This is a genomic window from Paenibacillus sambharensis (assembly GCF_003233845.1).
Taxonomy (GTDB): domain Bacteria; phylum Bacillota; class Bacilli; order Paenibacillales; family Paenibacillaceae; genus Paenibacillus_I; species Paenibacillus_I sambharensis.
The window spans coordinates 102,340-122,912 of sequence record NZ_QKRB01000046.1 but is presented as its reverse complement, the minus strand read 5'-3'; the positions used below and the strand labels follow the sequence as shown (position 1 = coordinate 122,912).

The window sequence follows — 20,573 nt, the reverse complement described above, 5'->3', positions numbered from 1 at the left end:
TTATTGTTAATTGTTTGTAAATGCTATTGACGCGGGTTGACAGCAGTTGTACTATGTCACTGAATTAGTCCCCCCGTATTTATTCTGTGTAATCCCCGCTTCAAACCCACCCGAACCTTAAAAGGAGAATGCCTATGAGCAGGCGAATACTCGCTGTGTCTTATCCCTTGGTGAGCGTATACCCCAAGCACGCAATACCATTCTCAATTCTTTCCTGTTACGACTCCTCACAAGCCTGGATTTACAGCAACTACATTCAACTCAGGTGCAGCAAGACCTTCCTCGCTTACCACCCTTCCGATGCGTTCGACTTCTTCACGCTATACCCGGAATTTTATGAAAACAGCTTTTTTTGCAGTGAGAGAGTTACGGCAGATTCACTAACTAACTGGTACCCTTATGCGGTAAATTTCTTCGTAGACTGCATTAACAGGGGACTGTATCTTTACACTCATGTGGACGAGTTTTGGATCCCTGGCACCGCTGCCTATCAGCGTAAGCATTTTCCGCATGCTGTGCTGGTGTACGGGTATGATCACGCTGCCGGAACGCTTCACATCGGCGGATTCGATCAGGTAAAGTACAGCTTTCGTGAGGTTGCGTACGATCAGTTCGAAGCAGCCATACAAGGCATTGTTCAGCATAAGCATCAGCCTAACAGCCGGCATTCCGACCATCATAACTTTACTTATATGCTCAGAACGGATGGCAGTTCAGGTTATAGGCTGGATTTGGCCTGGATAGCGGATCAGCTATGGGACTATCTTAGCTCAAGCAATACAAGCGGCCGGTTCCGGAGCATCGCCAATCAAGCAGATGATTACTATGGTCTGGCTGTTTATGACAAGCTTGAGCAGTATTACGAGCAGGAAATACGCGAGACGCATGAAGTCGACCTGCGGCCTCTCTTCTTATTGTGGGAGCACAAAAAAATAATGCTTCGCCGATTGGCTTTTCTAGAGGAGCATGGCAGCCTGAGTTATGGCGGATTTGCGTCTCCTTATACTGCTGTTGAGCGGAAAGCCGGTAATCTTCTTAACAGGTTCATTAAGAGCAGGCTGGTAAGCGGGAACTCCCCTGATTATGCAATACTCGGAATATTAAAAGAGCTTACTGCCTCTATGAAGGCAGAGGAAGAAACCATACTGGCGCGCGTGCTGGAGCAGATTAACAACGATTAGCGAAAGGCAGCAGGAAATATGCGGCAGTCCGAAGAAACCTTAATAGGCATTCATATTGGACGATGAGGTGATAGCGAGTGGCACAGCCGTATGATCTTCCGCTTCATGAACTGGAAGAGTACAAACCGCAGCTGACGAAAGAGCAGGATTTCGACGAGTTTTGGGACAAGACGCTTGAGGATTTGCAACGCATTCCGCTTGAGGTCAAAATGACACCCTACGACTATCCGGTCAAAGGTGTCTCTGTCTACCGGATTACATATAGCAGCTATGGCGGGGCGCGTATCGAGGGATGGCTGGCCCTGCCGAAGGGAGAAGGACCGCATCCGGCTCTGGCCTTGTTCCATGGGTACAATTGGGCGATGGACGGCAATCTGCATGATACCGTTAACTGGGCGGCTCATGGCTATGCGGCTCTGCAGATGTTCTGCCGGGGCCAGCATGGGGGCAGTCAGGACACGACCATCTATAGTAACGGCGGACCGGCCGGGTGGATGACACGGGGCATCCTGTCACCGGAAGAATATTATTACCGTGCCGTCTATGCGGATACAGTCCGGACGCTTGAGGTGCTGGCTTCGCTGGAGCAGGTGGACGCATCCCGGATCGGCGTTTGCGGGGGCAGCCAGGGTGGCGCACTGACTCTGGCGGCTGCTGCCTTATCCCCGATTCCTGTTGTGGCAGCTGCCGATTACCCGTACTTGTCGAACTTTAACCGGGCCATCGATATTACGCCAGAAGGTCCATACGGCGAGCTGAACGAATACTTCAGGAAGGTAGGGGGAGATCCGGAGATTGAGCAGCAGGCGAAGCGGACGCTTTCCTACTTTGACATTATGAATCTGGCAGGCCGTGTCAGCTGCCGTACATGGATGTCGGTCGGGCTGGTCGATTTAATCACGCCGCCTTCAACCATCTTTGCGGTCTACAATCATTTAACCTGCCAGAAGCAAATATCGGTACACCGGTATTTTGGGCATGAGTTCATTCCGCGTGCGCACGAGGAGCGTCTGCGGGTGCTGCTCGAAACAATCGGCTGATTGACACAGGTTTTCTTAACTTCATAATCTTGGGCAAAGTCCCGCCTGCCTCGCAAGATACGTAGCGAAGCAGGCGGGACTTATGATAGATATGACTTATTTAATATAGACACCGCCGAAGGGCAGCAGCTCCCGCAGCAGCCGCTTGACGAACCCGCCTCCCTGCAGCTCCTCTGTAAGTGCCTGATCGCGGGAGCCGGTCTGAATGAGGACCGGCCCCCTGCCCGTAAGCTGCCACTGTACATTCATATGCTGACTGGCAATTTGGTTGCCGTAGACGGAGAGCTTCACCTTCGCGGATTCCGGATAAGCTACCAGCGAGCCGGCTTCTACGAACAGCGGTGTTTCCGGCTGGAGCTGCATGGGCACGAGATCACCGGTGGTGATAACACCCAGCTGGCCGGGGCCGCTGAACCGGATGCGGATCAGCTCTCTTGTGATCCAGGCTGTCTTGATCTTCTGAACCCGTGTCGCTGTTCCAATGCCTTCCGTGAAGAAGAGCACATGCCGAAAGTCAAAGAGGAGATCGCCGCCCTCCTCAATGTCGATGGTCTGCAGCATGCAGCCAGGAGGAAGGCCGATAATAAACTCGGACGGCCCCCTCATGCGGGAACGAATCCAGCGCTTCTTACGGTAGGCATCGGCGAGGTCGGTAATCTTGTCTTCCCGGTGTCCGGGGGGGCCCTGGTAAGCGATCACGGATTTAGGGTGCAGCACATGCAGCACTTCTCCATTCTCAAGCTCAACCCGCACATGTCCGACCGGCTGGGGAGCTGTAACCTTCACAGAATGGAACCCCCGCCCGTCTGCTTCTGTCTGCGCCATACGAGATAGCGCCATACACGGACCGACAGCAGGTAGAGCAGCCCCATGCCGGCAAATACCAGCACAGATTGGGCGATTTTCCGGGTGAAGGATGCCCGTTCAGCCTGGCTCTTCTCCATGGCCGCAAGACGGCCGGCCAACTGAGCATTCTGCTCGCTTAGCGCTTCATTGCGCTGCCTGTACTCCTCATTCCGGCGGAGCAGCTCTTCCTGCTGCTTGGCATAGAGGTCTGCTGCCTGCTCAGCTTGCTTCATCTGCTGCTCTAGAGCGGCTTGTGTCTCAAGATACTTGGACTCCAGCTCCTCCACCTTCTCGGGTGCATTATAAATATCCTTGATCCTGTCCATTACACCGGCTTTAGCGGGATGAGTGAAGAAGGGCAGAACAAACAGGCAGACGGTCAGGAATAAGGATGCGGTGACTGTTCGACTGGTCAAGGTTATCATTCCTTTCTTATATCGGGCCAGAAGGACAGGCCCTGAACTCATTGTACCTTGTTTTCCGCCATAATTGAACGGCAGACTACAGGTTTCGCCCGCGGAAGGGCGGCTTGTCTGCTGGTCTGGAGCCCCATTTAAAGGCATGTACTATTTAAAACGTTAACAAGCGTGTTTTGTTTCAAATGTTTTGCCGGAGGGCAGGCGCGGGCCGTACAGCCAAAAAGCTGTGGGAGACGATGAAAGCTATGCCTTGACAGGTATGCTGCGGACGATATGGCCCAAAATGAGGGAGCAGCGTATTTGACGGCAGTACGGCAGCGTTCTAAACTGTGTTTACTGTTATTTACAATAGCCCGCGTGAGACAACTCATGTGGGCAGAGAGGAACTCACATACTATGCAAACAGCTGCATCAACACGTACGGCCGCAGCCGTAACGCAGTCGACCGTGTACTCCATGCTCTTCGCTATTAGTATCGTACATATGCTTAACGATTCCATGCAGACGGTTGTCACGGCCATGTATCCCGTTTTCAAGGGAGCGCTGAACTTGTCTTATACGCAAATCGGCTGGATCGGATTTGCGCTCAATATGACATCATCCGTGCTGCAGCCTCTTGTTGGCGTCTATTCCGACAAGCGTCCGACACCATCCATGCTGCCGTTTGGCATGGGGCTGAGCCTGGTCGGTATAGCCGGTATAGCACTGGCTCCTAACTTCTGGCTGCTGCTGGCAAGTGTCATGTTTGTCGGCTTTGGCTCGGCGATCTTCCACCCAGAGGGTTCACGGGTCGTATATTTTGCTGCGGGCGGCAGAAGAGGGCTGGCCCAGTCTATCTATCAGGTGGGCGGGAATGCGGGTCAGGCGCTCGCGCCTCTGATGACGCTGCTGATCTTCATTCCGCTGGGTCAGATTGGCGCGATATGGGCTACTATTCTGGCAGCGGCGGCGATCCTGGTCCTGCTGACTGTCGTACCCTGGTACCGGATTCAGCTTGCCGAGAGGGGCAGACCGGTCAAGAAACGTAAGCAGGCTGGTTCGCACGTTGAGCTCCATGCCGGAAGCGGGTCGGCTGAAGTTAACCGCCGGGTCGGCCTTGCGATGTTCCTGCTTGTGTTCATCGTGTTCGCGAGATCCTGGTACGCGGCGGGCATTGTCAATTATTATCAATTTTACCTGCGAGATATCTATGGTATCCGGATAGAGAACGCACAGATTCCGCTCTTCCTGTATATGGCTGCAGGGGTAGCGGGCACTTATTTCGGCGGGCTGTGGGGGGACAAATACGGGCGCAAACGGATGATCATCTTCTCCATTGTCGGCGCCATCCCGTTTGCGCTGCTGCTGCCGCATCTGCCGCTCATGTGGGTATATCCGGTTGTTGTGGTGCTTGGCTTCATCGTGATGTCCGGCTTCTCTGTCAGTGTCGTCTATGCGCAGGAGCTGCTTCCAGGGAATGTCGGCATGGCATCAGGCCTGATTGTGGGTCTGGCCTTCGGAATGGGGGCGATCGGCGGACTTGCGATCGGCTCGGCTGGCGATGTATGGGGGATGGGACCTGTCATGATTGCATGCAGTCTGCTGCCGCTGCTGGGTCTGCTGTCCTTCCTGCTTCCGAAGGATGCGCCGCGGCAATAGCGGGGAAAGCGAAATAGGCATAACAAAGGAACGGCACCATACGGCAGTTAAGCTGCTGTATGGTGCCGTTCCTCTTGCATTCGTGACGCTGCGCTTTGCATCTAGGGCTGCATGCGGGCCGCGAATAACCGCATGGCCTGCCGCATGTAATCCGCCAGACGCGGGTGGTAGCTGTCATACAGCTTCCGGAAATCCGGGTGCTCCACGTAGAGGTCGCCAAGGCCGCTGTACATTTCAGGCGAGGGGTCATAGAAGCGGCTGACAACATCATAGTGCTGTTTTACAAGCTTCTGTACCTCTTCCTCACTGGGCTGAAGCCCCTGCTCAAGCAGCTGGGTGAAAGCCCGGTGCAGCTGATCGTATTCCTCCTGAACGGCTTCATAATCCTTGTTGTTCCAGTCCTTCAGGCGGCTGGTACTCTCATCAACCGGCTTGTCGCCGTATTTCGTGCGCATCTCCCGTTCATACTGCTCCTGCTTCTGCGCGTCGAAGCCGCGGTATAATTCCTTATCGCTCATGTCCTCATCTCCTTTTAACTGCCGGATCGTGCTGTCAATGGTCGCGACAAGCATCTCCAGCCGGTCCTTCTTCTCCAGAAGATGACGCCGGTGCTCATGCAGTGTCTGAATCTTGTCCTCTGATTCGGCTGCAAGCAGCCTCTGCAGGTCGGCAAGCGGGACGTCAAGCTCGCGGTAGAACAGGATGCTCTGCAGCTGCAGCAGCTGCTCCCGTTCATAATACCGGTACCCGTTATCACCGTAATAGGCAGGCTTCAGCAAGCCGATCTCATCATAATAGTGTAGAGTCCGCACACTGACATCCGAGAGCTCAGCCAGCTGTTTCACCGTATAAGCCACTGGTCATCACCTCCTTGCAGCAACAATAAAGGATCACGCGGCGTGAGAGTCAACAGGGGATATGCAAATATTGGCCTGTCTAAGAAGCAAGAGCGCTTGAGAGCGCTTGCCTGGTGGAGAGTTCATATGATGAAAAGGACTGTCACCAAGTCGTTATGACTTACGGGACAGCCCCATGTTAACAGCCAAGCGCAGCGGGCTGCCGCTGTTAAGCAAGCAGCTGCTCCCAAGCTTCATAAGCGGCCTGCAGGGCGGCTTTCTTCTCGTCGATAAGCGCCTGCTTCTCCTGGACGAGCACATAGTCGTTGTAAACATCCGGCAGAGTCAGCTCGGCTTCTACTTCGGCAATAGCCCCTTCAAGCTCGGCGATTTCCGCCTCAAGCTGTTCAAGCTTGCGCTGGCGCTGCCGCTCGTCCCGTTTGGCCTGCTTCTCGGCTTCATAGCCCGTAACCTCGGCTGCTTCGGCCTGCAGCCGGGTTGAGCCGGCTTTTGCTGTCGATTCCCGCTCCTGACGAAGCTCTTCGATTTCCCGTTTTTTCTCCATCATATCGTCATAATTTCCCAGGAAATGATTGGCGCCCTCCGGAGTGAGTTCGACAATCCGTTCCGCCATCTTGTTCAGGAAGTAACGGTCATGCGAGATGAAGAGCAGTGTGCCCTCATAGTCGAACAAAGCCGATTCGAGCACTTCTTTGCTGTAAAGATCAAGATGGTTGGTGGGCTCATCAAGGATGAGGACATTGGCACGCTCAAGCATAAGCTTGGCCAGTGCCACGCGTGCCTTCTCGCCGCCGCTGAGCGCAGCGATCTTCTTCAGAACATCCTCACCGCTGAACAGGAAGTTGCCAAGGACGGTGCGGATGCGGGCTTCCTCAAGATGCGGGTATGCGCTCCATACCTCTTCCAGTACAGTATTGGATGGCGTAAGGGCGGTCTGCTCCTGATCATAATAACCGAGCTTAACATTCGACCCGAACCGGAAGGAGCCTTCCTTGGGGGATAGCTGGTCGGTTAGTACCTTAAGAAGCGTAGACTTGCCAATACCGTTCGGGCCGATGAGTGCTACTGTTTCACCGCGCTGGAGCTGAAATGACACCTTGCGGAACAGCGGACTGGCAGCAGGGTCGAAGGATACGGACAAATCCTGCACATCCAGCACATCCTTGCCGGTCTGCTTGTCGATTTCGAAGCGGAAATGGGCTTTCTTCAGGTCGCCCAGCGGCTTGTCGAGCCTGTCCATCTTGTCCAGCGCCTTCCGCCGGCTCTGGGCGCGCTTGGTGGTGGATGCGCGGACAATGTTCTTCTGGATGAACTCCTCCATCCGCGCGATCTCGTCCTGCTGCTTCTCGAACTGCTTCATGGCAGCTTCATATTCCGCTTCCTTGACCTCTATATATCTGGAGTAATTGCCGGTATACCGCTTGGCCTGATGACGCTCGATTTCGACAATCGTACCCGCGAGCGCATCGAGGAAGTAACGGTCATGGGAGACGACGAGGATAGCGCCGCTATAGCTGCGCAGATAATCCTCGAGCCAGGTGAGCGTCTCAATGTCCAGATGGTTCGTCGGCTCGTCAAGCATCAGCAGATCCGGGGACTGAAGCAGAATCCGGGCAAGGGCGAGCCTTGTCTTCTGGCCGCCGCTCAAGGTGGAAATCCGGGTGTCCGGAGGGAAGGAGCCGAAGCCCATTCCATGCAGGACGCTGCGGATCCTGGTGTCAATTTCGAAGCCGCCGCGCTCCCGGAACCATTCGGAGCGTGAGGCGTATCGCGCCAGCACATCCTCGTAGCGCTTCTCATCCTGCTGCACAGCAGGGTCGGCTATCTGCTGCTCTAGCTCACGAAGCTCCTGCTCGGTGCTGAGCAGGTCGCTAAATACCGCTCGCATCTCCGCTTCAATGGTAAGGTCGGAATGAAGCCCGCTGTTCTGGGCCAAGTAGCCGACCTTCGTCTCCTTGAGCTTGTGGATCGTTCCGGAATCGGCTGTCATTTCACCGGCGATGATCTGCAGCAGTGTGGACTTGCCGGCGCCGTTAACACCGACAAGCCCAACCCGTTCGCGCGGCTGTATTTGAAAGGTAATATTAGAGAGCACGGGCTTTACGCCATAGCTCTTGGATAAACCTGAAACCTGCAGAAGCATGAGACCTGACCTCCAAGACTTTCAATCCGTAATTAAATGCACATGCTGTACATGCACAAAAGGTTATACGGATTAAGTTTACCATGTCCCGGAGTGCTCGTGCGACTCTTCTTTTCAGACGCGGGAGTCAGGCTTATTCCTTATCATGGAGCGTTAGCAGATAATGAATCAGCGCGTCCTGCTCCTCTTTGGTAAAGCCGTTCTTCGAATCGACGTAATGGTCATGCCCGACACCTTCAATATTCAGCTTCCGAAGATCCTTGTGGTTATGGTTGGCTTCTACAACCTGTTTGCGCAGATCACGATCGATCATGGCACGCAAACTGTTGACAGGATCGGGTACGATGCCTTGGTACAGTGTACCGGGTATGCCGAGCTGAGTGCCGCCCTTCGGGCCGACGGCAACGCCTCCGTCATGCAGGTAAGGGGCTGACCAATACAGCCCGTTTAGGCTGGGGACCTTATACCCGCCTTTTCCGTCATGGGCAACCGACATCTTAACCTCGTCCTCGCTGAGATAATCAATGCCTATTTTGAAGGTTTTGGGATGTTCGGGAAGCGGTACAGGTGTATCAAATGTATACATTAGCGGGGGGGCGAAGAACTTCTTAGAGCCGCTCAGCGCCTTCGCCCGGGACGGATTGGTGCCGATAATGTGGCTGGCAATAATCCGGTTATTCGTCAGGAATTCACCTGCATGGCAGGAAATGCACCCCGCCCTCTTGAACACATCTTGTCCCTTCCTCGCCAGCTGCCGGTCCAGCTTCCCAAGCCGTGAAGGCGGCGGGACGAGTGCATTCTGATAAGCGGCCATCGCAAGAGTATGGCGGCTGACTGTATGGCCTGGAACACTAGCGATATTGCCCACCAGAGAAACCAGTGAAGAACGGGGGAATGCCGGTGTGGGCACCAAATGATTGACCCCTGTAGCGCCGGGAGTAGGATCGATTTTCTCAAAGAACTTGGACGGCTTGCTGCCCTGGTCCGTGCTGTACCGGTATTTCGGATTGGCGGCATTTTGCAGGATCATGCCGACATACTGCTCTTTATCTATCCCAAATACCGGTTCACTAATTTCAGACTGGTTTAGCGGATCCATGTTTTGGCCATTCGGTATGCCTGACAGGATTGCGAGCCCCTTGAATGGACCGCCGGCGGCTAGGCCGCTCCAGCTGTAAGGATGGTCACCCAGTGTGAAGGAATCGGGAATCTGGACAGGGTTTGACTTGCGGTCGATCATCGTGTCGACATAACCCGGCGGCCATTTTACCAGCTCAGCATCAACCATGGCTTCCAGCTTCTGCGGGTCCGGAAGCTGCTTGCGCTGGCCTTGGCTGTTGATGTAGGTGTGCTTGTAATCATCCAGCCCTTCCGCCAGCTTGCCGATCTGTTCATCGGTGATGCCCGTATGGGTGAAGAAGGCAGCGCTATTGGTTCCGAGCGCCAGGAGTAAGCCAACATTAATATCCGGGTTGGTAACTCCTTCAATGACTTTACCGGTCTCTAGGTCAGAGATGGCATGGCACATAATACAGCCGACACCGACCTTGGTCTTGCCTTCCGAATTGGATAACCGGATGCCGAGAGGCATGTACGCTCCCTTGGCTACATCAAGCCCCGTATCGATCAGCTCGCCTTTATGGATGACACGGTCGCCGAGCTTGACGGTTTTGGCTGCTTCGACCTGAAGATTGGTCGTTCCTTGACCGCGCAGCTTGGCTACCGCCTTGGCGATATTTGGTATGGTGAACGCACCGTCTGTTATACCCAATATATCGGAGAAGAACACCTCATTGCCGAAGGTCTGCTCGTAGAAGGCTTGTCTGCCGAAAGCAATCATGTCGTTATCCACCTGAATGCCGTAAGGATCAGTCTGAAGCTGGCGGATGCCCGAAGCCTCCCTGGCCGGATTCAATACTTTCTCACCGGGCGTAATGTAGGTGTATGAAGGATTAAGCTGGCGCAGAGCCGCGTATAAGCCTGTGCCGGCAAGTAATATAATTGTACTCCACAGCAATGCCTTCCTGAGTCGCATCTGTCGTCCCTCCTAATCTGCAGCATCCGTTACTGGCGTTAACCGTTAGTATCCTGAATTAACAGCTCCTGTATGCGCAGGGTCTGCTGATAAAAGCTGGATGCGGGGGATACGCTATTGCCTATATCCGGCAGTAAATGGGCGGGTTTGCGCACTTAACAGGCATAGCTGCGGATGCAGGCTATGAAAGCCAGGTGCATTGGCGAAACGGGCATACAGTGGTAAACTAGAAGCAGATGAATGGAAATGATTGAAAGGCGGTATTCTCTTGGCCACAGGGAATGAGGAGAAGACCAAGCAGCAGCTCCGCCAGCTCATGGCGGCTAAGCGGGATTCACTGGCGCCGGAAGAGAGGCACCGCAGATCGGAGGAAGCCTGCACCCGGGCAGCGGACTGGCTGTCAGCCGCTGGGGCAGGGAGTGTCATGCTGTACGTAGGATTTCGGTCTGAGCTGGATACAAGGCCTCTTATTGCTACCTGCTGGTCTCTCGGAATTGAGGTGATTGTGCCCCGCAGCAACCCGGCAGACCGTTCCATGGAGCTGTTCCGGCTGCGAAGCTGGGAGGAGCTTGCTGCGGGAGCATACGGCATACTGGAACCGAGTCCGGAACTTGCGGCGCCTTGGCCGGACAGCAGGCTGCCGGACATTGTTGTAACACCGGGCCTCGCTTTCGACCGGTCTGGAGGGAGGCTTGGCTATGGGGGCGGCTATTATGACCGTCTTCGGGCCAGGTTTGATGAAGCGGAACAATCCGGGCGGGCGACGCAGTGGGTAGGACTGTGCTACGAATTCCAGCTGGTCAGCGAGGTTCCGATGGAAGATCATGATGCCAGGCTGCACGGACTGATAACAGAGACTGGCTACTATGCAGCAGAATAAGGAGGGACCTTCGGTGGGGACTGAGCTGACGCATTTTAACGAGCAGGGCAGAGCAAGAATGGTGGATGTATCGGATAAAGAGACGACGGCCCGTACGGCAGCAGCAGCCACGGCAATTAAGATGGCGCCGGATACGCTGGCCCGGATCAAGGCGGGAGGCATCCAGAAGGGAGATGTCCTGGCAGTGGCTCAGGTGGCGGGCATTATGGCCGCCAAGAACACATCGGACTGGATACCGATGTGCCACCCGCTTCCGCTTACCGGCATTGATATTTCCTTCAAGGACAATGGGGCGGACGAGCTTATTATTGAAGCGATTGTGAGAACAACAGGCAAGACAGGGGTTGAGATGGAGGCGCTCACGGCGGTGTCGGCTGCTGCTTTAACCGTCTACGATATGTGCAAGGCGCTCCAGAAAGACATGGTAATTGGCCCAACCCGCCTAATCAGCAAGACCGGCGGCAAGAGCGGGGATTACCGGATAGACGAGTAACCTGATTAGAAGCAGAACGAAGGTCACGGTGGGAGGGATGACGATGCGTTGGAAAGTGGCAATACTGACGGCAAGTGATAAGGGCTCGCGGGGCGAACGGGAGGACACGAGCGCACAGGTCATCAGGGAGCTTGTGGAAGAGGAGATCGGCGGGGAAATAGTCGATTACCGGATCGTGCCGGATGAGCAGGATGAAATCATGGCAGCACTAATCGAGATGACGGATTATTATAAGGCAGACCTGGTGCTGACGACTGGGGGCACAGGCCTTGCGGCCAGGGATTTGACGCCGGAGGCGACCATACGTGTGATCGACCGCCAGGTGCCTGGCATTGCAGAAGCGATGCGCATGGCTTCCCTGCAGAAGACACGCCAAGCCATGCTGTCACGAGGCATTGCCGGGCTTCGGGGTCAATCGCTTATTATCAACCTGCCGGGAAGCCCGAAGGGCGTGCAGGAGAACCTGATGGCGATTATCGACCAGCTGCCGCACGCGCTTGCCATCCTTTCCGGCCGTGTCGGGGAGCATGCGGATGAACGGTAACAAGCGTACAACCGTGCTTCGTGAAGTGCCGTCGGCTGAAGCAGTCGGCATGGCACTGGCGCATGATCTGACCCAGATTATCCCTGGCCAGTTCAAGGGCCGGCTGTTCAAGAGGGGGTACGTGATCACCGAAGCGGACATTCCGAAACTGCTTGATATCGGTAAGGAGCATATCTACGTTATGGAGCTTGGCGAGGACGAGCTGCATGAGGATGAAGCGGCGGAACGGATGGCCCTGGCGCTGGCAGGCGACGGCGTTGCGTGCAGCGGGACGCATGAAGGCAAGGTGACGCTTCGTTCCTCGCTTGACGAGCCCGGCATCGCTGACATTCCCGAGGAGCTGGTGCATCAAATCAACTCACTTGGGGAGATCGCGCTTGCCACTGTCAGGACCCATGCGGTTGTGGGTGCAGGCCAGCCGCTGGCGGCTACGCGTGCCATTCCGCTGGTGGTTAAGCGTGAGAAGGTGGAGGCCGTTGAAGCCCTTGCCAGGCAGTGGCGGGAACAGCACGGCGCTGCCGGTCCAATCCGGATGAGGCCGCTTCGCAAGCTTCGCGCAGGTCTGCTGACCACTGGAGGCGAGGTCTTCAGCGGACGGATTACGGACAAATTCGGCCCGGCTGTGAAGGCGAAGCTGGAGATGCTGGGCTCTGAAGTGGCTGAGCAGCGCTTCGCGCCGGATGATCGACAAGTAATTGTCAACGAAATCCACTATTTGCTAGGCCAAGGGTATGATATGATATTAATTACAGGCGGCATGTCTGTCGATCCGGATGACCGTACACCGGGTGCTATCCAAGCAGCCGGAGCAGAGATCGTCAGCTACGGAACCCCGATGCTACCGGGCTCCATGCTGCTGATGGGCTATCTGCAGGGAGTGCCGATTCTCGGGCTTCCAGGCTGTGTCATGCATGATCCCTATACCTCATTCGACGTGCTTCTGCTGCGCATACTCGCGGGAGACACGATCACGAAGAGGGATATCGTAAGCATGGGCTACGGCGGCCTTCACGGCTGTTGACCCTGCCCATTGTCAAGCCTGACCGGGCATGCGCTGCCATATACAGCGGCGTGAGTTATTTAGATGAAGGAGGTTGGAGAGCATGCCTAGTATCGGACCCACTGGTTTTATCCTGTTGATTCTTGTAGCCCTGCTGTTGTTCGGGCCAAGCAAGCTGCCGGAGCTTGGAAGAGCATTCGGAAGAACGCTTAGGGAATTCAAGAATGGTGCGAAGGACATCATGGAAGATGATGACCGCAGCGACAAGAAGCGCGTGGATGTCAGCCGATCCGAGTCGGATGATCAAACAAACAATAAGCGGCTTCCGGAGTAACCGGGATACGCTTTTTTTTTGAAGGTGCAAGCGGATGGAAGGAAGTGACACGATTGGCAGGTCCGAATCGGGACAAGCTTGGCGGGCTGCTGAGCGATGAACACAAGCTGATGTCGCTGATGGAACACATCGGGGAGCTGCGCAAGCGGCTGCTGGCCGTAGGAGCGGTCCTGGTGCTGGGTCTCATCGGCGGACTGGTGGCAGCTCAGCCTATTTACGAATACTTAACAACAACCGACCAGGCCAAGGATCTGGCGCTGCATGCCTTTTCCTTCTGGGACGGCATTGGATTATATATGAAGTTCGCGCTGGTCACCTCGCTTGTTCTGGTCATCCCGTTCGGCTTCTATCAGCTGTGGGCTTTCATTAAGCCGGCTCTGGAGCCGAGAGAACAGCGGGCTACGCTGCGTTATGTGCCGTTCGCACTGCTTATGTTTCTGGCAGGCCTGGCATTCTCATATTTTGTCGTATTTCCGCTGGCATTCGGCTTCACAAGGCAGATCAATGAACAGCTGGGGCTGGAGGAGACTTACGGCGTTATCCAGTATTTCACCTTTATGTTCAACATCGTCATTCCGATTGCGCTGCTCTTCGAGCTGCCGATTGTCATCATGTTTCTGACAAGGCTCGGCATCCTGAATCCGGTCCGGCTGCGCAAGATGCGCCGTCTGGCCTACTTCCTGCTGGTCTTCATAGGGGTGCTTGTGACACCGCCGGATGTAGTATCCGACCTGCTCGTTATTTTCCCGCTGATCCTGCTGTATGAGTTCAGTGTGTATCTGTCCGTCTCGGTTTATCGCCGGATGGAACGGGATAGAGCGTCCGCTATGAGCGAGCCCGAAGAGGAATAGTGATCAGAGGCAAGTGTTTGAGCTGCGAATCAAATGCAGTGGTGATGAGGCCAGACCGGCAGCCGGTCTGGCTTTTTTGCGCCTGTTACAGCAAGCTGAGCCGAGTGCAAGAAAATTTATCCTTATTTTCGGCCGAAGGACTTGAAATCTGATTACAAGTTGAGTATTATAAAAATGGTTATTAGCACTAGACGACGTCGAGTGCTAACAGACATAGGAACCATTTTAAAAGGAGGCTATTTTTCATGATCAGACCTTTGGGTGAACGCGTATTGATTGAACCGATCGCGAAAGAGGAGACGACTGCCAGCGGAATCGTTCTGCCGGATACGGCGAAGGAAAAGCCGCAGGAAGGTAAAGTTGTCGCTGTAGGAAGCGGGTCGCTGAAAGACGGCGCACGTGTACCGCTTGAAGTAAAAGAAGGCGATCGCGTCCTGTTCTCCAAATACGCAGGCACGGAGATCAAATACGAAGGTAAAGAATATTTGATTATGAAGGAAAGCGACATTCACGCCATCTTCGGATAAGACGCATGCACCTGCTGGTCATGCGACACACATACACACAAGAATGAGGTCCTCTTAAGGGCAGGAATTGAAAGTCCGGGGACGCACATTGTACATGAGCCGGCTGTTATGCCGGCATGAACTGAAATCCAAGGAGGTTATTTACGAATGGCTAAGGAAATTAAATTCAGTGAAGACGCTCGCCGTGCAATGCTCCGTGGTGTTGACGCGCTTGCTAATGCGGTTAAGGTAACACTCGGACCGAAAGGCCGTAACGTAGTACTCGAGAAGAAATTCGGCAGCCCGCTGATCACGAACGATGGTGTATCCATCGCGAAGGAAATCGAGCTGGAAGATGCATTCGAGAACATGGGTGCACAGCTGGTTAAAGAAGTTGCAACGAAGACCAACGACGTAGCAGGTGACGGTACAACGACTGCGACGGTTCTTGCGCAAGCAATGATCCGTGAAGGTCTGAAGAACGTAACGGCTGGCGCGAACCCAATGGTTATCCGCAAGGGTATCGAGAAGGCTGTTAAAGCCGCTGTAGAAGAGCTGAAGCAAATCGCGAAGCCGATCGAAGGCAAGCAGTCCATCGCACAAGTTGCAGCTATCTCCTCCGCTGACGACGAAGTTGGCGAGCTGATTGCTGAAGCCATGGAGAAAGTCGGCAACGACGGCGTTATCACAGTAGAAGAATCCAAAGGCTTCGCTACGGAGCTTGAAGTGGTTGAAGGCATGCAGTTCGACCGCGGATATATCTCTCCATACATGATCACGGATACGGACAAGATGGAAGCTGTTCTTGACAATCCTTACATCCTGATCACCGACAAGAAAATCACGAACATTCAAGAGATCCTGCCGGTTCTCGAGAAGGTTGTTCAATCCGGCAAGCAGCTGGTTATCGTTGCTGAAGACATCGAAGGCGAAGCGCTGGCTACGCTGGTTGTCAACAAGCTGCGCGGCACATTCACATGCGTAGGCGTTAAAGCTCCTGGCTTCGGCGACCGCCGCAAAGCGATGCTGCAGGATATCGCTGCCCTGACTGGCGGCCAGGTGATCACCGAAGAGCTCGGCCTTGAGCTGAAGTCGACTACGGTTGAGCAGCTTGGTTCCGCTCGTCAAGTACGCGTAACGAAAGAGAACACGATCGTGGTTGACGGCAACGGCAACAAGGACGATATCGATTCCCGCGTTAACCAAATCAAGGCTCAGCTCGAAGAAACAACTTCCGAGTTCGACCGTGAGAAGCTGCAGGAGCGTCTGGCTAAGCTGGCTGGCGGCGTAGCGGTAATCAAGGTTGGCGCAGCTACCGAAACTGAGCTGAAAGAGCGCAAGCTCCGCATCGAGGACGCTCTGAACTCCACGCGTGCTGCTGTTGAAGAAGGTATCGTTTCCGGTGGCGGTACAGCGCTGGTTAACGTATACAACGCGGTGTCTGCTGTTCAAGCTGACGGCGACGAGCAAACAGGCGTTAACATCGTGCTCCGCGCTCTCGAAGAGCCAATCCGCACGATTGCTGCGAACGCAGGCCAAGAAGGCTCTGTTATCGTAGAGCGTCTGAAGAACGAGAAGGTTGGCGTAGGCTACAACGCGGCAACCGGCGCATGGGTGAACATGTTCGAAGCAGGTATCGTTGACCCTGCGAAGGTTACCCGTTCCGCACTGCAGAACGCGGCTTCCGTAGCGGCTATGTTCCTGACCACTGAAGCAGTTGTTGCCGACAAGCCTGAAGAGAACAAAGGCGGCGGCGGCATGCCAGACATGGGCGGCATGGGCGGTATGGGCGGCATGATGTAAGAAGGACAACATGTCCTTCGGCCATCTAGGTCCGACAGCCAAATTGCATTTGCATATATTAAAGAAGAAGCTTCCTGCGAGCGAATGCTCGGGGAGGCTTCTTTGCGTTTGCCCGGATGTGAGGTGGACGTATACTCCCAGCAACTAAAAGTTTAGACAAACAAACTAATGGTTGATATCACTCCAGGTGTTTGTTGGTTAAACTTAAAGTCGGGTATTATCTATCTACTGCTTCCTTGCTCCCAAATTAAACACGATTGTATACGCTTTCTCTTGTAAAAAGCGGTCCCGTATACTTGCGGAGACTAGGACTAGGACGGACACCATCATGAATAAACAATGCTTCAACCCTTATTTGCCCAGTTTCGAATATATACCCGACGGGGAGCCTTATGTGTTCGGGGACCGGCTGTACGTTTTCGGCTCCCATGACCGGTTTAACGGAAAGCTGTTCTGCCTGAATGACTATGTCTGCTGGTCAGCGCCGGTCAGCGATCTCAGCGATTGGCGGTACGAAGGCGTCATCTACAGGAAAACGCAGGATCCAATGAACAAGCTGGGGCTCTACCAGCTGTTTGCTCCCGATGTCGCGCAGGGGAGAGATGGCAGATACTACTTGTATTATACGGTTTCATTCAGCAGTGTCATGGGGGTAGCCGTATGCGACACGCCCGCAGGCAGCTATGAGTTTTACGGTTATGTCAGTCTGCCGGATGGCACCAAGCTGTGGGACAAGAAAGGAGACCCGATGCTGTTCGATCCTGGCGTCCTGGTGGATGATGTCGGCAGCGTATATTTGTATTCCGGGTTCGCTCCCAAGAGGGGAGTGCCGGCTTTTCTGACCAGAGGCAGGAAACGATCATTCAATGGCGGGTATGTCATACCGCTGGAGCCGGACATGAAGACGGTCGCCGGTGAACCCAAGCTTCTATTTCCCAAGGCGGGTGAAGCGGAAGGCACCGGGTTTGAAGGGCATGAATTTTTCGAGGCCAGCTCGATACGGAAAATCAGGGACACCTACTACTTTATTTACTCCTCCATCAATGGACATGAGCTGTGCTATGCGACGAGCACAAGCCCCACCGGGGATTTTAAGTACGGAGGAACCATTATCAGTAACGGGGATCTGTACCTGAGCGGCCGAAGCTCAGATCAAGAGGCTTATAACTACATCGGGAACAATCATGGCAGCATTGTCCAGGTGGGAGAGCAGTGGTATGTCTTTTATCACAGGCAGACCAATCGGCACCATTATTCCAGGCAGGGTTGTGCGGAGCCGATCGAGATTCGAGAGGATGGGACGATTGCTCAAGTCGAGATGACCAGCTGCGGGTTAAATAATGGCCCTCTAGCAGGCAGGGGGGAGTATGAGTCCCGCATTGCATGCCATCTTACGTCGGCTAAGGGCGCAGGCAGATACGGCGTTTATTTTGGCAATATTACGTTTCGGGAACATCCGTATTTTACCCAGAGCGGGAAGGACAGGGAGGATAATCCGACGCAGCTGATTGCGAATATGCGAAACGGGGCGGCAGCGGGCTACAAGTATTTCTTAATGGGGGATACGGGGAAAATATCGGTCTGCGTCCGCGGCAGCGCATCCGGGTACATGCTGGTATCGAATGCCCTGCATTCGCACCCTTTCTCAAGGATCCCCATTCATCCCAGCAAGGAATTTGTTTATTACAGCTCGGAGAAGACAAGCATGCCAGAGGGAAAGCAGGCACTTTATTTTACATTCGAAGGCAGTGGGGCATTGGACTTTCGTTCATTTGTTCTGGCATAAATAAAGGGGCGAATCGCAAGTCGCGACTCCCCCTTTGCATGAAACCATTATTCGCCAAACTCAGTTTGGATTGTGGTCAAGGCTTCTCCGATCACCTGATGCATATCGTAATACTTATACGAGGCTAACCTGCCGCCAAATATGACATTCGATTCCTGATCGGCCAGCTCCTTGTACTGCCTGAAGGTATGGGTGTTCTTGTCATCGTTGATCGGATAGTAAGGCTCAAGCCCCGGCTTCCATTCCATTGGATATTCTTCAGTTACAACTGTCTTGGGCTGGGTGCCGTAATCGAAGTGCTTATGTTCAATGATGCGTGTATAGGGCGTGTCCGCGTCTGTAAAGTTGACGACAGCATTGCCTTGGTAATTGTCCATATCCAGAACCCTGGTCTCAAACCTCAAGCTACGGTATTCGAGGACGCCGTACCTGAAGCCGTAGTATTGGTCGATCATTCCTGTGAAGACGGTCTTCGTGGCTAAACCAGTGAGCTGCTCGCGCTCTTCAAAGAAGTCAACGTTCAACCGGACATCAATGCCATCCAGCATGTTCTTAATAATCTCGTGGTAGCCGCCGATGGGAATGCCCTGATAGCGGTCGTTGAAGTAGTTGTTGTCGTAGGTGAACCGGACTGGCAGACGGTTAATGATAAAGCTCGGCAGATCCTTGGCGGACCTTCCCCACTGCTTCTCCGTGTAGCCCTTGATCAGCTTCTCGTAGATATCGGTACCGACCAGGGAGATCGCCTGCTCCTCAAGATTCCGGGGTTTAACGATTCCGGCGGCCTTCTTCTGGTCTTCGATAATCTGCTTTGCTTCTTCGGGCTTAACAGCGCCCCAGAGCTTGTGGAATGTGTTCATATTGAAGGGCAGGTTATAAATTTCGCCTTTATAATTCGCAAGCGGAGAGTTGGTATAACGGTTAAAATCAGCGAAACGATTGACGTACTCCCATATTTTCCTGCTGTTGGTATGGAAAATATGGGCGCCGTATTTGTGGACATGGATCCCTTCCACCTCTTCGGTATATACGTTTCCGCCGATATGGTCTCTCTTGTCAATAACCAGGCAGCGTTTGCCTCTTTGAGTCGCTTCGTAAGCAAAGACGGCTCCGAACAGTCCGGCGCCTACGACCAGGTAATCATACATAGGGGTCTCCTTTATGAATATCCAATAAATATGTCAATTCGTTAATATGGATATATGCTATACTTAACGTTACTATTATGCCCGCAACTATCGAAAGGAAGCAACTATGAATATAGAGGCATTAGAGTATTTCATCAAGGTCTACGAGAAGAAGAGCGTCAGCGCTGCGGCCAAGGACTTATTTATTACACCGCAGGGCATAAGCAAGACGATCAAGCAGCTGGAGATGGAGCTTGAAGCTGAGCTGTTCACCAGGGGGCCGCGGGGGATGGAAGCGACGGAAGCCGGCGAGCTGCTGCATGCCCGTGCGAAGCATATCCGCTATCTGCTTGAGGATATCAAGAAGGAAATCAGCATTCTTAGCGGGAAGAAGGGCGGCCTGCACATCGTCGTTACATATTCCGCGTCCTGGGAGCTGCCGGCCGATTACCTGTACGGCTTCTCAGCAATATATCCCGACATCAAGATCAAGCTGAGGGAATCCTCGGATGAATATCCGGTGGATGAGATGCTGCAGGACGAAGTGGATATTGGCATTGTGCTCGGCCCGGACGAATTCGATAATTGCGATGTGGACTTGATCACGACAGGCGAGATGGTGGCAGTTGTATCGCGAGAACATCCGCTGGCGGCGAGGGATGTGATATCGATCACAGATCTGGAGAACGAGCCGCTGATCGTAAAGGCGACTGACAAGCGAAGAGAGCATGCCTTTGTGGAGAAATGCCTGGAGCAAGGCTTTACGCCGAATGTGATGCATCAATACGGCAGTGTCTTGACGGCTCACAGGCTGTGCGAGATGAGCGGATTCGTTGCAGTGTCTATTGATTTTATCGAACAGGCTGTGCAAAATGACAAGCTGAAGGTCATAAGATTCAGGGAGAATATTCCACAAAATATCTATTTGATGACCAGGAAAAACGGATTTCAGACAACAGCAATTTCCTTATTCAGGAATTATATAAAAGATAAGAGCAAATCGTGATGGTGTGAACTATAATCGCATCATTACGATTTTTTTTATTCACTAAACTAAAAGTTACACCCCCCTAACTTTTCGTTTATTCTT

19 protein-coding genes are annotated in these 20,573 nt (G+C 53.7%); 13 read left to right on the top strand and 6 right to left on the bottom strand.

Annotation, left to right across the window (positions count from 1 at the left end; all coding sequences use genetic code 11):
- Positions 1 to 134: 134 nt before the first annotated feature.
- A complete protein-coding gene (locus DNH61_RS15295) occupies positions 135 to 1,181 on the top strand; it encodes a cysteine peptidase family C39 domain-containing protein (RefSeq protein ID WP_146241040.1) in 1,047 nt (348 codons plus the stop codon).
- 77 nt (positions 1,182 to 1,258) lie between these two features.
- On the top strand, positions 1,259 to 2,221 hold the full coding sequence (locus DNH61_RS15290; RefSeq protein WP_111147551.1) for an acetylxylan esterase: 963 nt from the start codon (positions 1,259 to 1,261) through the stop codon (positions 2,219 to 2,221).
- A 96-nt stretch (positions 2,222 to 2,317) separates the two neighbouring features.
- Here DNH61_RS15290 and DNH61_RS15285 read toward each other — a convergent pair whose 3' ends face one another.
- Positions 2,318 to 3,007, bottom strand: a complete 690-nt coding sequence (locus DNH61_RS15285) for an AIM24 family protein (protein WP_111147550.1) — start codon at positions 3,005 to 3,007, stop codon at positions 2,318 to 2,320.
- Positions 3,004 to 3,483, bottom strand: coding sequence for a hypothetical protein (locus DNH61_RS15280; RefSeq protein WP_146241038.1), 480 nt, complete (start codon positions 3,481 to 3,483; stop codon positions 3,004 to 3,006). The genes DNH61_RS15285 and DNH61_RS15280 overlap by 4 nt, the downstream gene beginning before the upstream one ends.
- A gap of 399 nt (positions 3,484 to 3,882) precedes the next feature.
- Here DNH61_RS15280 and DNH61_RS15275 point away from each other — a divergent pair, with 399 nt between their 5' ends.
- A complete protein-coding gene (locus DNH61_RS15275) occupies positions 3,883 to 5,124 on the top strand; it encodes an MFS transporter (protein WP_111147548.1) in 1,242 nt (413 codons plus the stop codon).
- Positions 5,125 to 5,225: 101 nt separating this feature from the next.
- Here DNH61_RS15275 and DNH61_RS15270 read toward each other — a convergent pair whose 3' ends face one another.
- The 3 genes from DNH61_RS15270 to DNH61_RS15260 all read right to left on the bottom strand — a co-directional run bounded on the left by DNH61_RS15270 (position 5,226) and on the right by DNH61_RS15260 (position 10,159).
- A complete protein-coding gene (locus tag DNH61_RS15270; protein WP_111147547.1) occupies positions 5,226 to 5,981 on the bottom strand; it encodes a MerR family transcriptional regulator in 756 nt (251 codons plus the stop codon).
- A gap of 208 nt (positions 5,982 to 6,189) precedes the next feature.
- Positions 6,190 to 8,124, bottom strand: coding sequence for an ABC-F family ATP-binding cassette domain-containing protein (locus tag DNH61_RS15265; RefSeq protein WP_111147546.1), 1,935 nt, complete (start codon positions 8,122 to 8,124; stop codon positions 6,190 to 6,192).
- Positions 8,125 to 8,257: 133 nt separating this feature from the next.
- A complete protein-coding gene (locus DNH61_RS15260; protein ID WP_111147545.1) occupies positions 8,258 to 10,159 on the bottom strand; it encodes an electron transport protein in 1,902 nt (633 codons plus the stop codon).
- 268 nt (positions 10,160 to 10,427) lie between these two features.
- Between DNH61_RS15260 and DNH61_RS15255 the strand changes: the two genes are divergently transcribed.
- The 9 genes from DNH61_RS15255 to DNH61_RS15215 all read left to right on the top strand — a co-directional run bounded on the left by DNH61_RS15255 (position 10,428) and on the right by DNH61_RS15215 (position 18,356).
- Positions 10,428 to 11,039, top strand: coding sequence for a 5-formyltetrahydrofolate cyclo-ligase (locus DNH61_RS15255; RefSeq protein ID WP_245948196.1), 612 nt, complete (start codon positions 10,428 to 10,430; stop codon positions 11,037 to 11,039).
- On the top strand, positions 11,026 to 11,532 hold the full coding sequence (moaC, locus tag DNH61_RS15250; protein WP_111147544.1) for a cyclic pyranopterin monophosphate synthase MoaC: 507 nt from the start codon (positions 11,026 to 11,028) through the stop codon (positions 11,530 to 11,532). Before DNH61_RS15255 ends, moaC begins: the two co-directional genes overlap by 14 nt.
- A 43-nt stretch (positions 11,533 to 11,575) precedes the next feature.
- The gene (locus DNH61_RS15245) at positions 11,576 to 12,076 is read left to right on the top strand and encodes a MogA/MoaB family molybdenum cofactor biosynthesis protein (protein ID WP_111147543.1); all 501 of its coding nucleotides are present in this window, start codon (positions 11,576 to 11,578) and stop codon (positions 12,074 to 12,076) included.
- Entirely contained in the window at positions 12,066 to 13,097 is a 1,032-nt protein-coding gene (locus tag DNH61_RS15240; protein ID WP_425452253.1) for a molybdopterin-binding protein, read from the top strand. Before DNH61_RS15245 ends, DNH61_RS15240 begins: the two co-directional genes overlap by 11 nt.
- Before the next feature lie 82 nt (positions 13,098 to 13,179).
- Positions 13,180 to 13,410, top strand: a complete 231-nt coding sequence (locus tag DNH61_RS15235) for a twin-arginine translocase TatA/TatE family subunit (protein ID WP_111147541.1) — start codon at positions 13,180 to 13,182, stop codon at positions 13,408 to 13,410.
- Positions 13,411 to 13,463: 53 nt separating this feature from the next.
- Positions 13,464 to 14,261 (top strand): twin-arginine translocase subunit TatC, encoded by a 798-nt coding sequence (tatC, locus tag DNH61_RS15230; protein WP_342771446.1) that lies wholly within the window; start codon positions 13,464 to 13,466, stop codon positions 14,259 to 14,261.
- 245 nt (positions 14,262 to 14,506) lie between these two features.
- Positions 14,507 to 14,788 carry a co-chaperone GroES gene (groES, locus tag DNH61_RS15225; RefSeq protein WP_111147540.1) on the top strand — a complete coding sequence of 94 codons (282 nt, stop codon included), beginning with the start codon at positions 14,507 to 14,509 and terminating at the stop codon, positions 14,786 to 14,788.
- Between the two features lie 147 nt (positions 14,789 to 14,935).
- Positions 14,936 to 16,570: a chaperonin GroEL gene (gene groL, locus DNH61_RS15220; protein WP_111147539.1), complete on the top strand. Its 1,635-nt coding sequence runs from the start codon at positions 14,936 to 14,938 to the stop codon at positions 16,568 to 16,570.
- Between the two features lie 328 nt (positions 16,571 to 16,898).
- A complete protein-coding gene (locus DNH61_RS15215; RefSeq protein ID WP_111147538.1) occupies positions 16,899 to 18,356 on the top strand; it encodes a family 43 glycosylhydrolase in 1,458 nt (485 codons plus the stop codon).
- 47 nt (positions 18,357 to 18,403) lie between these two features.
- On the opposite strand, the gene glf is transcribed toward DNH61_RS15215, so the two are convergent.
- Positions 18,404 to 19,504 (bottom strand): UDP-galactopyranose mutase, encoded by a 1,101-nt coding sequence (glf, locus tag DNH61_RS15210; protein ID WP_111147537.1) that lies wholly within the window; start codon positions 19,502 to 19,504, stop codon positions 18,404 to 18,406.
- A 106-nt stretch (positions 19,505 to 19,610) separates the two neighbouring features.
- On the opposite strand from glf, the gene DNH61_RS15205 reads away from it, so the two are divergent.
- Complete coding sequence (locus tag DNH61_RS15205) at positions 19,611 to 20,489, top strand: LysR family transcriptional regulator (protein ID WP_111147536.1); 879 nt, start codon at positions 19,611 to 19,613, stop codon at positions 20,487 to 20,489.
- Positions 20,490 to 20,573: the final 84 nt, after the last annotated feature.